12 protein-coding genes are annotated in these 13,421 nt (G+C 73.2%); 9 read left to right on the top strand and 3 right to left on the bottom strand.

Features of this window, described 5'->3' with window-relative positions; all coding sequences use genetic code 11:
• Together F8274_RS05415 and F8274_RS05410 are read right to left on the bottom strand one after the other, a co-directional pair.
• Window positions 1–462 (bottom strand): YbjQ family protein, encoded by a 462-nt coding sequence (locus tag F8274_RS05415; RefSeq protein WP_208862912.1) that lies wholly within the window; start codon window positions 460–462, stop codon window positions 1–3.
• A 129-nt stretch (window positions 463–591) separates the two neighbouring features.
• The gene (locus tag F8274_RS05410) at window positions 592–1,272 is read right to left on the bottom strand and encodes a DUF1986 domain-containing protein (RefSeq protein WP_151461165.1); all 681 of its coding nucleotides are present in this window, start codon (window positions 1,270–1,272) and stop codon (window positions 592–594) included.
• Window positions 1,273–1,742: 470 nt separating this feature from the next.
• On the opposite strand from F8274_RS05410, the gene purS reads away from it, so the two are divergent.
• The 4 genes from purS to F8274_RS05390 are packed head-to-tail and all read left to right on the top strand — an operon-like array spanning window position 1,743 to window position 6,225.
• Entirely contained in the window at window positions 1,743–2,006 is a 264-nt protein-coding gene (gene purS / locus F8274_RS05405) for a phosphoribosylformylglycinamidine synthase subunit PurS (RefSeq protein WP_030332194.1), read from the top strand.
• Window positions 2,003–2,686, top strand: coding sequence for a phosphoribosylformylglycinamidine synthase subunit PurQ (purQ, locus tag F8274_RS05400; RefSeq protein ID WP_151461164.1), 684 nt, complete (start codon window positions 2,003–2,005; stop codon window positions 2,684–2,686). The genes purS and purQ overlap by 4 nt, the downstream gene beginning before the upstream one ends.
• A 19-nt stretch (window positions 2,687–2,705) precedes the next feature.
• Entirely contained in the window at window positions 2,706–5,465 is a 2,760-nt protein-coding gene (gene purL / locus F8274_RS05395; RefSeq protein ID WP_151461163.1) for a phosphoribosylformylglycinamidine synthase subunit PurL, read from the top strand.
• Window positions 5,466–5,475: 10 nt separating this feature from the next.
• The gene (locus F8274_RS05390; protein WP_151461177.1) at window positions 5,476–6,225 is read left to right on the top strand and encodes a 2-phosphosulfolactate phosphatase; all 750 of its coding nucleotides are present in this window, start codon (window positions 5,476–5,478) and stop codon (window positions 6,223–6,225) included.
• A gap of 120 nt (window positions 6,226–6,345) precedes the next feature.
• Here F8274_RS05390 and F8274_RS05385 read toward each other — a convergent pair whose 3' ends face one another.
• On the bottom strand, window positions 6,346–8,412 hold the full coding sequence (locus F8274_RS05385; protein ID WP_151461162.1) for a carboxypeptidase-like regulatory domain-containing protein: 2,067 nt from the start codon (window positions 8,410–8,412) through the stop codon (window positions 6,346–6,348).
• Window positions 8,413–8,570: 158 nt separating this feature from the next.
• On the opposite strand from F8274_RS05385, the gene F8274_RS05380 reads away from it, so the two are divergent.
• The 5 genes from F8274_RS05380 to amcA all read left to right on the top strand — a co-directional run bounded on the left by F8274_RS05380 (window position 8,571) and on the right by amcA (window position 13,306).
• A complete protein-coding gene (locus F8274_RS05380) occupies window positions 8,571–8,924 on the top strand; it encodes a sterol carrier family protein (protein WP_151461161.1) in 354 nt (117 codons plus the stop codon).
• Between the two features lie 171 nt (window positions 8,925–9,095).
• The gene (gene purF, locus F8274_RS05375; RefSeq protein WP_151461160.1) at window positions 9,096–10,661 is read left to right on the top strand and encodes an amidophosphoribosyltransferase; all 1,566 of its coding nucleotides are present in this window, start codon (window positions 9,096–9,098) and stop codon (window positions 10,659–10,661) included.
• A 58-nt stretch (window positions 10,662–10,719) separates the two neighbouring features.
• The gene (gene purM, locus F8274_RS05370; RefSeq protein WP_151461159.1) at window positions 10,720–11,874 is read left to right on the top strand and encodes a phosphoribosylformylglycinamidine cyclo-ligase; all 1,155 of its coding nucleotides are present in this window, start codon (window positions 10,720–10,722) and stop codon (window positions 11,872–11,874) included.
• Between the two features lie 123 nt (window positions 11,875–11,997).
• A complete protein-coding gene (amcB, locus tag F8274_RS05365) occupies window positions 11,998–13,101 on the top strand; it encodes a cyclophane-forming radical SAM peptide maturase AmcB (RefSeq protein ID WP_305070068.1) in 1,104 nt (367 codons plus the stop codon).
• Window positions 13,070–13,306 (top strand): multiple cyclophane-containing RiPP AmcA, encoded by a 237-nt coding sequence (amcA, locus tag F8274_RS05360; protein ID WP_151461157.1) that lies wholly within the window; start codon window positions 13,070–13,072, stop codon window positions 13,304–13,306. Before amcB ends, amcA begins: the two co-directional genes overlap by 32 nt.
• Window positions 13,307–13,421 lie beyond the last annotated feature (115 nt).

Raw genomic sequence — 13,421 nt, 5'->3', positions numbered from 1 at the left:
TCAGGACCCCGGGGTGGGGGTTTCGCCGGCGGTCCGGAGGTTGGGGGCGCTGGCCGGCTCGGCGATGCCGCCGGGCGCGGTGGCGATTTCCGGCTCGTGGGCGGTCTCGGCCGCGATCATCGGCTGGTCCGGCGGCATGACGTCGGGCGTCTTGGGTACGACGATCACCGCCGTCCCGTAGGCGCAGATCTCCATCCACATCTCGCCGCAGTCCCGGCTGTCGAAGCGCATGCCGATCACGGCGTTCGCGCCGAGCCGCATGGCCTCCTCGCCGAGCCGGGCCACCGAGTCGGTACGCCAGCGGGTGAGGTTGTCCGGCGCCATGGGGTCGTAGGCGCCACCGCGCAGGTTCTTGACCCCCTCGCGGTACGGGTTGCGGGTCCGCGCCATCGAGGAGACCACTTCGCCGAGGATCTGGCGGATCTCGTAGCCGGGCAGTTGATCCGTCGTCACGACCAGCACGGTTCCGATGCTGTCAGCCGTCGGGCAGCCGGTTCGTGAGCCGTGTTCACCTGATCGGATGCTGCAAAACGGCGCGGCGCGGACGGTCGGGGTGCCACCGGCCCATCCGCGCCGCACCGGCGCTAACCGTCAGACACCGGCCGTCGAGGTGATCCAGGACCGGTTGTACGCGACACTGCCGTAGTTCTGGATGCTGGAGCCGTCGGCGGTGGAGGCGACGCCGACCTGCCGGCCGTTGTAGAACTGCGGGCCGCCCGAGTCGCCCCGCCAGGCGTTGCCGTTGATCCGGGTGCTGCGGATCGCCTGCCCGCCGTAGGCGTCGGTGGCGTTGGTGCTGGTCACCTGCACGTTGGCGGTCTTGAGCTGGGGAGACGCGCCGCAGCCGCTGTAGCAGGTCATGCCCCAGCCGTAGATCGAGTTGGTGGAGCCGACGGGCGGGTTGCTGCTGGCCAGCGTCACGGCGGAGGTGCTGACCGCGCTGGACAGGCGGAGCAGGGCCAGGTCGTAGCGGGTGTAGGAGGCGCTCACGGTGCGGGTGACGCCGCCGGAGGCGTAGTAGACGCTGCCGACCCGGACCGACATCGAGCCGCTGACGCAGTGCCGGGCGGTGAGCACCCACTGGGACGCGATGACGCTGCCGGAGCAGGTGAACGAGCCGTTGCTGAACACGGCGGCGGCCCACGGGGCGGACGAGACGGTGCCGCCGCCGATGATCAGCGGGCCGGCCGGTGCGGCGGTCGCGCCCGAGGCGCTGGCCAGCACGCCGGCGAGGGCGGTGGTGAGCACGGCGAGCAGGGGACGGAGACGCATGTCGGGGACTCCTTCTGCGCGGGGTGCCCGGGATCGCCGGGCAGGTGGTGGTGCCGCCGGGGCGGGGTGGACCCAGCGGTGGGAGTCGATTCACTCATCGACGTCTGACGATGCATGCTAAGGGCGCGGCGATGCCCGTCACAAGAGTTAAATCGAAATCAAGCGATGTTACGGCGGATCGCGGGCGATCCGTCGACCCGCCTGTCGGAAACCGGTCCGATCGGCGAATATCTGGGGGAAAATGCCTGGTGGGAGCCCTGGCGTCCGGAGCCGCCCGCCGCGACGGGCAACGAATTCATATCGACGCCGCAACGAACGCGTATCGGCCCTCCGTCCGGGCGGTTGGTTACGCCGATCACTGCCTGACCGGGCACCGGCCGGTGCGGGCGGGACGGTATCTGCCAGGTAGGCTGGCTGCGCTCGCCCGTAGTGGGCCGGCACCCAACTGCGTACACAGTCAGGAGTGCCCCGTGCCTCGCGTCGTCGTCGACGTCATGCTCAAGCCCGAGATCCTCGATCCTCAGGGCCAGGCCGTCGCAAACGCGCTGCCCCGGCTCGGCGTCAGTGACGTCGCCTCGGTCCGGATCGGCAGGCGGATCGAGATCGAGTTCACCGGTGAACCGGACCTGGACCGGGCCCGGGAGATCGCCGACAAGCTGCTCGCCAACCCGGTCATCGAGGACTTCACCGTCCGCCTGGTCGAGGCCGACGAGACCGCGGACGCCCGCTCGTGACCGCGCGGGTCGGTGTGGTGACGTTCCCCGGCTCGCTCGACGACGGGGACGCGGCCCGGGCCGTCCGGATCGCCGGCGCCGAACCGGTCCGGCTCTGGCACGGCGACCCGGACCTGCACGGCGTGGACGCCGTGGTCCTGCCCGGTGGCTTCTCCTACGGTGACTACCTGCGCTGCGGCGCGATCGCCCGGTTCGCCCCGGTGATGGGCTCGATCGTCGACGCCGCCCGCGGCGGCCTGCCGGTGCTCGGCATCTGCAACGGCTTCCAGATCCTCTGCGAGGCCCACCTGCTGCCCGGCGCGCTCACCCGCAACCAGCACCTGCACTTCCGCAACCGGGACCAGGTCCTCCGGATCGAGGCCGCCGGCACCGCTTGGACCAACGCGTTCCAGCCCGGCCAGGAGGTGCTCATCCCGGTCAAGAACGGCGAGGGCTGCTACGTCGCCGACCCGGCGACGCTGGACCGGCTGGAGGCCGAGGGCCGCGTCGTCGCCCGTTACGTCGGCGGCAACCCCAACGGATCGCAGCGCGACATCGCCGCGATCACCAACGAGGCCGGCAACGTGGTCGGCATCATGCCGCATCCCGAGCACGCGGTGGAGGCGCTCACCGGCCCCTCCCTGGACGGTCTCGGCTTCTTCACCTCGGTGCTCAAGCACCTGGTGGGGGCCCCGGCGTGAGCGTGAGGAGCGAGAGGTCATGACCACCCATCCGGACCCGGCCCTGCGGGAGACCCCGGGCGTGGTGCCGCAGGCCGGCCCGGCCGACGACTGGGCCCTGGGCGTGGACACCGTGCCCCGGGCCGCCGGCACCCCCGAAGAGCTCCAGCCCTACGCCGAGCTGGGCCTCCGCGACGACGAGTACGACCGGATCCGGCACATCCTGGGCCGCCGGCCCACCCAGGCCGAACTCGCCATGTACTCGATCATGTGGAGCGAGCACTGCTCCTACAAGTCGAGCAAGGTGCACCTGCGCCAGTTCGGTGAGAAGGCCCCGCCGAGCGACCGGCTGCTGGCCGGCATCGGCGAGAACGCCGGTGTCGTCCAGGTCTCCGACGAGCTGGCGGTGACCTTCAAGGTCGAGTCGCACAACCACCCGAGCTTCGTCGAGCCGTACCAGGGCGCGGCGACCGGCGTCGGCGGCATCGTCCGCGACATCCTCGCCATGGGCGCCCGTCCGGTCGCCGTCATGGACCCGCTGCGCTTCGGCGCGGCGGACCACCCGGACACCGCCCGGGTGCTCCCTGGCGTGGTGGCCGGCGTCGGCGGCTACGGCAACTGCCTGGGCCTGCCCAACATCGGCGGCGAGGTGGTCTTCGACCCCTGCTACCAGGGCAACCCGCTGGTCAACGCGCTCTGCCTGGGCGTGCTGCCGGTCGACCGGCTGCAGAAGAAGGACGCCACCGGCCCCGGCAACGTCGTGGTGCTGATGGGCGCCAAGACCGGCCGGGACGGCATCGGCGGCGTGTCGGTGCTGGCCAGCGCCACCTTCGACGAGGGCAGCGAGCAGCGCCGCCCGTCCGTGCAGGTGGGCGACCCGTTCATGGAGAAGCTGCTCATCGAGGCGTGCCTGGAGCTGTACGACGCCGAGCTGGTCGTCGGCATCCAGGACCTCGGTGGCGCCGGCCTGACCTGCGCGCTCACCGAGACCGCCGCCTCCGCCGGCACCGGCATGCGGGTCTGGCTGGAGCGGGTGCCGCTGCGCGAGCCGTCGATGGAGCCGCACGAGATCCTGGCCAGCGAGTCCCAGGAGCGGATGCTGCTGGTCGTCTCCCCGGACAAGCTGGAGGCGGTGCTCAAGACCGCCGAGAAGTGGGGCGTGCTCGCCACCGCCATCGGCGAGGTCACCGCGCCGTCCCCGGACGGGCAGCCGGGCCGACTGCTCATCACCTGGCGGGACCAGATGGTGGTGGACGTGCCGCCGGGTTCGCTGGTCGACGACGGCCCGGTCTACGCCCGCCCCATGCGCGAGCCGGCCGACCTGATCCTGCTCCAGGCCGACCGGGCCGAGACGCTGCCCCGGCCGAGCGACCCGGACGCCCTCCGGGAGACCCTGCTCCGCATGATCGCGTCGCCGAACCTGGCCGACAAGACCTGGGTCACCGAGCAGTACGACCGGTACGTCCTGGGCAACACCGTGCTCGCCCAGCCGGAGGACTCCGGCGTGATCCGGATCGACGAGCGGACCGGCCTGGGCGTCGCCCTCTCCGTCGACGGCAACGGCCGGTACGCCCGCCTCGACCCGTACCACGGGACGAAGCTCGCGCTGGCCGAGGCGTACCGGAACGTGGCGGTGACCGGCGCGAAGCCGATCGCCGTGACCAACTGCCTCAACTTCGGCTCGCCGGAGGACCCGGGCGTCATGTGGCAGTTCGCCGAGGCCGTGCGCGGCCTGGCGGACGGCTGCCTGGAGCTGGGCATCCCGGTGACCGGCGGCAACGTCAGCTTCTACAACCAGACCGGCGCGGCGGCCATCCACCCGACCCCGGTGGTCGGCGTGCTGGGTGTGCTGGACGACGTCGCGGAGCGGGTGCCGATGGGCTTCGTGCCGCGGCCGGCCGGCGACCACGACCAGCTCTTCCTGCTGGGCGAGACGCACGTCGAGCTCTCCGGCTCGGAGTGGGCCTGGGTCACCCACGAGCACCTGGGCGGCATCCCGCCGCAGGTCGACCTGGCCCGTGAGCGGCAGCTCGCCGAGCTGCTCGCCGAGGCGGCCCGGGTCGGGCACCTCAGCTCGGCCCACGACCTCTCCGACGGTGGACTCGCCCAGAGCCTGGTCGAGTCCAGCCTGCGGCGCGGCGTCGGTGCCCGGGTCGTGCTGCCGGAGCACTTCGCCGGCGGCTCGATGCCGTTCGTCTTCCTGTTCAGCGAGTCCGCCGGCCGCGTGCTGGTGTCGGTGCCGCGCGGGCACGAGAAGGCGTTCACCGCCCTCTGCGCCGAGCGCGGTGTGCCGTGGGAGTTCATCGGGGTCACCGACCCGGCCGCCGGCGCCCTCGAGGTGCACGGCCAGTTCCGGATCGGCCTCGACGAGCTGCGCGAGGCGCACACCGCCACCCTGCCGCGCCTCTTCGGCGGCGCGGAGGCGGCCCGGGTGGAGGTGGAGGCCACCCGCACCGGGACCACCACCGTCCTGCCGGCCACCGCCGAGCAGCCGATCGACGTCGACCCGGCCGAGGTCGCCGCCGAGCCGATCGCGCAGGCCGGCGCCGCTCCGGCGGAGGCCGCGACCGAGGCGAACACTGCCGCCGAGGCTGGGGACGAGGCGACCGCGTCCGCGGACGTCGCGGAAGCTCCGGTGGCCGACGAGGCTCCGGCGGACACCGCCGAGGCTCCCGCCGACGAGGCTCCGGCGGATGTGGCCGACAGCACGGCCGACGCTGCCGAGGCGACGTCCGACCCGGACGGCTCCGTGACGGCCACCGGTGACCCTGAGCAGCGTCCCGCGCCGGATCAGCACTGAGGCCCTGGCCTTGGCCGTCTTCGCTCAACCGGGCGCCGGCGCCCGGTTCGACTGGGGGCTGAGCGGGGCCGCGGAACTCGGCCGGGTCTGCGCCGCCCTGGTGGTGGTGGACGTGCTCTCGTTCACCACCGCCGTGGAGGTGGCGGTGAGCCGCGGGATGCGGGTGCACCCGTTCCCCTGGGGCGAGCAGGCCGCCGACTACGCCCGCCGGATCGGCGCCGTTGCGGCGGTGGGCCGCCGGAAGACGACCCCGGAACACCCGTGGTCGCTCTCCCCGGCGGCGCTGCGGACCGCGCCGGTCGTCGCCGACCTGGTGCTGCCGTCGCCGAACGGCTCGGCCATCAGCGCCGCCGCGAGCGCCACCGGGGTGCCGGTGGTGGCGGCGTGCCTCCGCAACGCGCCCGCCGTCGGGCGCTGGCTCCGGGCCCAGGGGTACGGCTCGACCGACGCCCCCGTGGGCGTGGTGGCCGCCGGTGAACGCTGGCCGGACGGGTCGCTGCGCCCCGGCGTGGAGGACCAGCTCGGGGCGGCCAGCGTGCTGGATGCCCTCTCCGGGGTCCCCGGCGGGCTCTCCGTGGAGGCGGCCATGGCCCTGGCCGCCCTGGCCAGCACCCCCGACGTGCCGGCCGCGGTGCGGGGTTGCGTCTCCGGCCGGGAACTCGTCGAGGGTGGCTTCGCCGAGGACGTGGCCGTCGCCGTCGAACTCGGCGTCTCCGGCGTGGTGCCGGTGCTGCGCCAGGGGTACTTCGCCGCGGCCTGAGCCGCCTCCGTCCGGTCGGCGTGGCGTCGGGCCGGCGTGTCGTTCAGCGTGGAAGTGGCCGCCCGGCTCAGCCGGGCGGCCACTCTCGTTCTGCGCGGTGGGGCGCTCACGCCCCGGCCGTCAGTCGTCCAGCCAGTCCAGGCGGCGACCGCTGCGGTCCTGCGGGGCGTCGGGTCGGCCCCGGCCGGCCTCGGCCGGGTCGGCGTAGTAGCCGCCGCCCTGGTCGTAGCCACCGCCGCGCTGCTGCGGCGGCTGCTCCTGGTCGTAGCCGCCGCCGCGCTGCTGCGGCGGCTGCTCCTGGCCGTAGCCGCCCTGCTGGCCGTAGCCACCCTGCTGCGGCTGGCCGTAACCCTCGCCGCCGCCGTAGCCGCCGCGCTGGTCGTAACCGTCGTAGCCGCCCTGCTGGCCGCCGTCGTACGCGCCGCCCTGCTGGCCGGCGTCGTAGCCGCTCTGCTGGCGACCGTCGTAGCCGCCCTGGCGGTTGTCGTAGCCACCGGTCTGGCCGCTGTCGTAGCCGCCGCTCGGGCCGTTGTCGTAGGCCCCCGCCGCGCCGTTGTCGTAGCCGCCCGCCGGGGCGCCGTAGCCGCCCGCCGGGGCGCCGTAGCCGCCACCGGCGCCGTAGCCACCCTGCTCCGCGCCACGCCCGTACTGGCCCTGGCCGGGCTGGTCGTAGCCCCGGCCCTGCTCGGGCTGGTAGGTGCTGGTCGGGTACGGGTCGGCCGGCGGCGCGTACTGGGTGCCGTCACCCGTGTAGCGGCCGGTGGGCTCGTCGTAGCGCTCGTTGCCGTAGCCGCCGCCCTGCGCGGGCGGGTAGCCGGCGGCCCCGGCGCCGTACTCGGGGCTGCCGTAGCCGCCGCCGGAGGACGGGGCCGTGCCGTAGCCGCCGCCGGAGGAGGGTGCGTTGCCGTAGCCGTTGGCTGCGCCGTAGCCGCCCGGACCGGGAGCCTCGTCGCCGTAGCCGCCGTAGCCGGGCTGCCCCGCCCCGACGCCGTACGAGGGGCCGGGAGGCGCGCCGTACGGGTCCGGCGGGACGTCGTCCACGACCGGGCGGTGCATCATGGTCGGCGCGTCGCTGAGCGAGGCGCCGCCGGCCATGGTCGGTGCCGGCCCGGCGCCCATGCCGTTCACCACCCGGGTCTGGTCGTCTGCGCCGTGGTAGGCGCCCCGGGCACCCGGGACGGCGGCCGCTCCGGCCGGGCCACCGGGGCCGGCCGGCCCGTTCGGGCCGTCACCGTCGCCGTCGCCGTCCTCGTTCTTGCGCCGCATGTAGAGCAGCACGATGGTGCCCACGCCGACGGCGACGAAGAGGCCGCCGAGCAGAATCAGCAGCCAGGAGCTGAAGCCGCCCGAATCCTCGTTGGCGGCCGGCTGCTGGGCGGCGGGCGCGTCGCTGGCCGGCTCGTCGGTCGCCTCGTCGGTGGCTTCCTCGCTCGGCAGGGCCTCTTCGCTGGCCGAGGCGCTGGGGCTCGGCGAGGCCTCGACCTTGATCGGCACGCTGATCCGCACACCGGTCACCGACTGGCCGGCCGACGCGTTGATCGACTTGGTGCCGGGGTTGGCGTCACCCTTGGTGGCGCCCAGGTCGATCCGGCCCGGCGCGATCGGGTCCGAGGCGGAACCGCTGAAGCGGAAGTTGCCGCTGCCGTCCGTGTTCGTCTGGCGCTGCTTGCCCCGGCTGTCCCGGAGCATGACGAGCGCGTTCTCGACGGGATCGCCGTTGTCCGCGACGACGACCTTGCCGGAGATGGACTTGACCGTCTGCGGCTGATCCGGGGTCGGCGGCGCGGCGGCCCGGACCGTGACGCGGAGGCTGCGGGGATTGTTGTCCCCGGTGACCGTGATCCTCGCCTGCGCGCCGTTGGCCGCGGGCGCGTTGGCCGCGGCCGACAGGGTCAGGGTCACCGACTTGGGCGCCGGGATGCCCCCGAAGTCGATCGGCCCACAGCCGCCGCAGGTGACGCCATCGGGCAGGCCGGTCACGTCGATGTCCGCGGACGACTCGCCGGCGTCCGGCCGGACCACGACGTTGACGGTGCTGCTCCGGCCGGCGTCGATGGTGACCGAGTTGTCGGCGGTGCTGATCTTGGCGGCCGAGGCCGATGTGGCGGGGACGGCGAGCAGCCCGCCGAAGACCAGCGCCACGACCACACCGGCCCGCTGCTTCCAGGCACGTCGGTGTGTTGACACGTCCACCGCCTTCCGGGTCTGATCTCCCCGCCGGCCGGTCCGGCCGGGTGATCACTCACGGTACGAATACGCCGTCGGCAACTATGCCTTGTCTGGCCGGGCTATCTCTACCCAGGGCCAGCGTCGAGCGCGTTGCCGGGGGGTCGTATCGTCCCGTCGTGTCCTCTCCGCACACTTATTCCGCCGCGGTAGCGGCGACGTTGACGGCGCTGGATGAGGGGCGTACGCCCGATCGGCCGGTGTACCGGGAGGCGGTCCGTACCCTTTTGGCCGCCCTCGCGGAGCGCGCCCCCGGCCGATCGGTGGAGGTGCGGGTTCCACCCTACGGCGCGGTGCAGTGCGTGGCGGGGCCGCGACACACCCGCGGAACACCCCCGAACGTGGTGGAAATGGACCCGCCGACCTGGCTGGCGCTGGCCACCGGCCGCCTCGAGTGGGCCCAGGCCGTCACCGAGGGTCGCGTACGGGTGTCCGGCATCCGCGCGGATCTCTCCGAACACCTCCCGCTCTAGCTGCGGCTAGAGGGGTCGTTCACGATCACGCTCAGCGGGCGGCCCGTGACTGTCGGTATCGACTGCTGTTCGCGTACACTGTGAGGCGACGACGGTCCCCGGCCCACGGTGCGGAGCTTGCCCCCCGACCTCCGCCAGGCCAGTCCAGACCCCAGCAAGAGGGAGCGGCAGGTGCCCCGAGGCGATGGCCGGCTGAGCCACGACCTTGACCCCCAGCGACCCGGCCCCCAGGACGCGTGCGGCGTCTTCGGTGTCTGGGCGCCGGGGGAAGAAGTCGCGAACCTGACCTACTTCGGGCTCTACGCCCTCCAGCACCGCGGCCAGGAGGCCGCGGGCATCGCGGTGAGCGACGGGTCGGGCGTGGTGGTCTACAAGGACCTCGGCCTGGTCGCCCAGGTCTTCGACGAGCCCACCCTGGCGAGCCTGCGCGGGCACGTGGCGATCGGGCACGCGCGCTACTCGACCACCGGCGGGTCGACCTGGGAGAACGCCCAGCCGACCATCCGGGCCACCACCGCCGGCACCACGATCGCGCTGGCCCACAACGGCAACCTGGTCAACACCGCCGAGCTGCAGCGCGAGGTGGCCGAGCGCGGCCTGGACTCCGACGGCTCGACCAACGACACGTCGCTGGTCACCATGCTGCTGGCCAGCCGCCCCGACCTCTCCGTCGAGGCGGCCGCCCTGGAGGTGCTGCCCCAGCTGCGCGGCGCGTTCAGCTTCGTCTTCATGGACGAGTCGACCCTCTACGCGGCGCGCGACCCGCACGGGGTCCGCCCGCTGGTGCTCGGCCGGCTGGAGCGCGGCTGGGTGGTGGCGAGCGAGACCGCGGCGCTGGACATCGTCGGCGCGAGCGTGGTCCGCGAGGTGGAGCCCGGCGAGCTGATCGCCATCGACGAGGACGGGTTGCGGTCCAGCCGGTTCGCCGCGCCGGAGCCCAAGGGCTGCCTCTTCGAGTACGTGTACATCGCCCGTCCGGACGCCACGATCGCCGGGCGGAACGTGCACTCCGCCCGGGTGCAGATCGGCCGCCAGCTCGCCAAGGAGCACCCGGTCGAGGCCGACCTGGTCATCCCGGTGCCCGAGTCGGGCACCCCGGCCGCGATCGGCTACGCCGAGGAGTCCGGCATCACCTACGGCCAGGGCCTCATGAAGAACCCGTACGTCGGGCGCACCTTCATCCAGCCGTCGCAGACCCTGCGCCAGCTCGGCATCCGGCTCAAGCTCAACCCGCTGCGGGAGAACGTCCGCGGCAAGCGCCTGGTGGTGGTGGACGACTCGATCGTCCGGGGCAACACCCAGCGGGCGATCGTGCGGATGCTGCGCGAGGCCGGGGCGCTGGAGGTCCACGTCCGCATCTCGTCGCCACCGGTCAGCTGGCCCTGCTTCTACGGGATCGACTTCGCCACGCGGGCCGAGCTGCTGGCCAACGGGCTGGACAACGAGGGCATCCGGCGGTCGATCGGGGCCGACACGCTGGGTTACGTCTCGCTTGGCGGTCTCATCGCCGCGACCGAGCAGCCGAAGACCCGGCTCTGCCGGGCGTGCTTCGACGGGGAATACCCGATCGAGCTGCCGGCCGGGAACCTGATCGGCAAGCACGTGCTCGAAGGGGTGGGCCGCCGGGTCACCGCCGAGGCGTCCGAGCCCACCGCCCCACTGAACGACAACTTCAGCTCGGCGCGTCTGACGCCGTCGGCCGCCACTCCGGGCGGCGCAGCCACCCACCGCCCGTAGCACCACCGACGCGGGGCGGCCCTCCGGCCGGCCCGCGGGAACCACAAAGGGGAGAACCGTGACCCACGTGTCCGAGCGCAGCGGCGCAGGATCCAGCCCGACGGGCGCCGGCGGCGACCGCCAGCCCTGGTCGGCCGGGACCGGCCGTACGCAGCGCAAACGCGCGGTCTCGTACGCCGATGCCGGGGTGTCGATCGAGGCGGGCGACCGGGCCGTCGAGCTGCTGAAGTCGAAGGTCCGGCAGACGCGGCGCCCGGAGGTCATGGGCGACCTGGGCGGCTTCGCCGGCCTGTTCCGGCTGGACACGAAGAAGTACAAGAACCCGATCCTGGCCTCCTCCACCGACGGCGTGGGCACCAAGCTGGTGATCGCCCAGCAGCTCGACATCCACGACACGGTCGGCATCGACCTGGTCGCCATGGTGGTCGACGACCTGGTGGCCTGCGGCGCCGAGCCGCTCTTCCTGCTCGACTACATCGCCACCGGCGAGGTCGTTCCGGACAAGGTGGCCGAGATCGGCGCGGGCATCGCCGACGGCTGCCGCTACGCCGGCTGCGCCCTGCTCGGCGGCGAGACCGCCGAGCACCCGGGTGTGCTGCGCCCCGACGAGTACGACATCTCCGCCACCGGTGTCGGTGTGGTGGAGGAGAGCGACATCCTCAGCTCGGAGCGGGTCGAGGTCGGCGACGTTGTCATCGCGATGCGCTCCTCCGGCCTGCACTCCAACGGCTACTCGCTGGTCCGGCACGTGCTGCTGGGGGCCGGCCGGATGCGGCTGGACGTGGTGATCGACGACTTCGGCCGGCAGCGGACCCTCGGCGAGGAGCTGCTCACCCCGACCAAGATCTACGCGCAGGACTGCCTCAAGCTGATTGCCGAGGCCGAGGTGCGGTCGCTGGCCCACGTCACCGGCGGCGGCATCCCGGGCAACCTGGTCCGGATCCTGCCCGAGCACGTCGACGCGGTGGTCAACCGCTCCACCTGGAAGCCGCAGCCGATCTTCGACCTCATCCAGTCGAAGGGCCGGATCGAGGACCCGGAGATGGAGGCGACGTTCAACATGGGCGTCGGCATGTTCGCCATCGTCTCCGCGGAGGACGCGGACCGTGCCCTGGCCACCCTGACCGGCCGCGGCGTCGACGCCTGGCAGGCCGGCGAGATCATCGAGGGCTCGGGCAACGTGCAGATGATCGGCCAGCACACCCGGGGGTGATCACTCTCCGGTGATCATCCGGGCACCTGATCGGGGGTTCACCCGAGTAGCCACCGCCGCCTAGCCTGAAGGGCAGTTCAGGCTAACGGGGGAGGGGTGATGGCTGCGCGTACGCACACCGGAATGCGGGGCATCGCCGCCGTCCCCTCGTACGTGGTGATGCAGCCGACCACGCTCTGCAATCTCGACTGCGTCTACTGCTATCTGCCGCTGCGGGCGGTGGACCGGCGGATGTCCGTGCCGGTCGCCGAGGCGGTGGCGGCCTCGGTGAACCCCTGGGCGGCCGCGGGGCGCTTCTCGGTGGTCTGGCACGGCGGGGAGCCGCTCGCAGCCGGCCGGGAGCACCTGGCGGCCCTGCTGGCGCCGTTCGGGCCGGAGGTGGAGCACCACGTCCAGACCAACGCCACGCTGATCGACGACGCCTGGTGCGCGTTCTTCGTCGAGCACGGGATCCGGGTCAGCGTGAGCGTGGACGGCCCCCGGGACCGCAACGGGGAGCGGGTCACCCGGGGCGGCCGGCCGGCGTACGACCGGATCCTGGCCGGGGTGGCGGCGCTGCGCCGGCACGGGCTGCCGTTCTCGGCGCTCGCCGTGGTCTCCCGGCCGGAGCCGGGGCTGGCCACCGAGCTCTACGAATATTTCCTCGACCTCGGCTGTGACGTGCTGGGGATCAACATCGAGGAGACCGAGGGCGTCAACACCCGCACGAACGCCCGGGACGCGGCCGCGGTGACGGGGTTCTGGGCGGAGCTGGTGGGCGCCTGGCGACGGGATCCCCGGATCCACCTGCGCGAGGTCGAGTGGTCGCTGCGCTACGCGGGCGCCGTCCTGGCCGGCACGGCGGACGACCTGCTGCCCCGCCGGCTCGACCCGATCCCCACGGTCGCCCAGGACGGCTCGGTGGTGGTGCTCTCCCCGGAGCTGGCCGGCTTCACCGACCCGCACTACGGCGACTTCAGCAGCGGCAACGTGCTGAGCACCCCGCTGGCCGAGATCCTGGCCGGGGCCGGGCGGACGCCCTGGGTGGGCGAGTTCCTCACCGGCGTGGAGGCGTGCCGGTCGTCCTGCCCCTACTTCGGCTTCTGCGGCGGGGGCCACGCGGCGAACCGCTACTTCGAGCTGGGGCGTTTTGACGGTACGGAGACCGAGCACTGCCGCAACAGCAAGATCCGCCTACTGGAGGGAGTGTTGGAGCATGCCCGAGACCACGAGTCACCGGCAGCCTGAGCGCGTCGGAGGAGCCGAGCCCGATCCGGTCGCGGACCGGGTGCGGGAGGCCGCCGGCGGACTGACCGCACTTCTCCACGAGGCGGAGGCCGCGCGCCTGCTGCGGGCGGAGGTGTCGGGCGGCGACGGCGCCAGCGCGGTGTGCGCCTGGAACCACTTCGAGAACATCCCGACGTTCTACAACTGGAACAACCGGCCCCGCTGAGGGCACGCGTCCGCGATCAGGGGCCCGCCGGTCGGCCGGAGGGCTCCGGAAGGGCGTGGCCCCTGATCGTCGGTGCGCCGCGTTGGTAGGGCACATGCGTGAGCACGCGGGGAGT

Source organism: Micromonospora sp. AMSO31t (assembly GCF_008868175.1).
GTDB lineage: Bacteria > Actinomycetota > Actinomycetes > Mycobacteriales > Micromonosporaceae > Micromonospora.
The sequence above is the reverse complement of the archived record's forward strand: the minus strand, read 5'-3'. Positions and strand labels throughout refer to the sequence as shown.

Excerpts from the sequence above, each read along its gene's own strand:
- F8274_RS05410 (WP_151461165.1), bottom strand. The coding sequence starts at position 1,272 with ATGCGTCTCCGTCCCCTGCTCGCCGTGCTCACCACCGCCCTCGCCGGC.
- purL (WP_151461163.1), top strand. The coding sequence starts at position 2,706 with ATGACCACCCATCCGGACCCGGCCCTGCGGGAGACCCCGGGCGTGGTG.
- amcB (WP_305070068.1), top strand. The coding sequence starts at position 11,998 with ATGCGGGGCATCGCCGCCGTCCCCTCGTACGTGGTGATGCAGCCGACC.
- amcA (WP_151461157.1), top strand. The coding sequence starts at position 13,070 with ATGCCCGAGACCACGAGTCACCGGCAGCCTGAGCGCGTCGGAGGAGCC.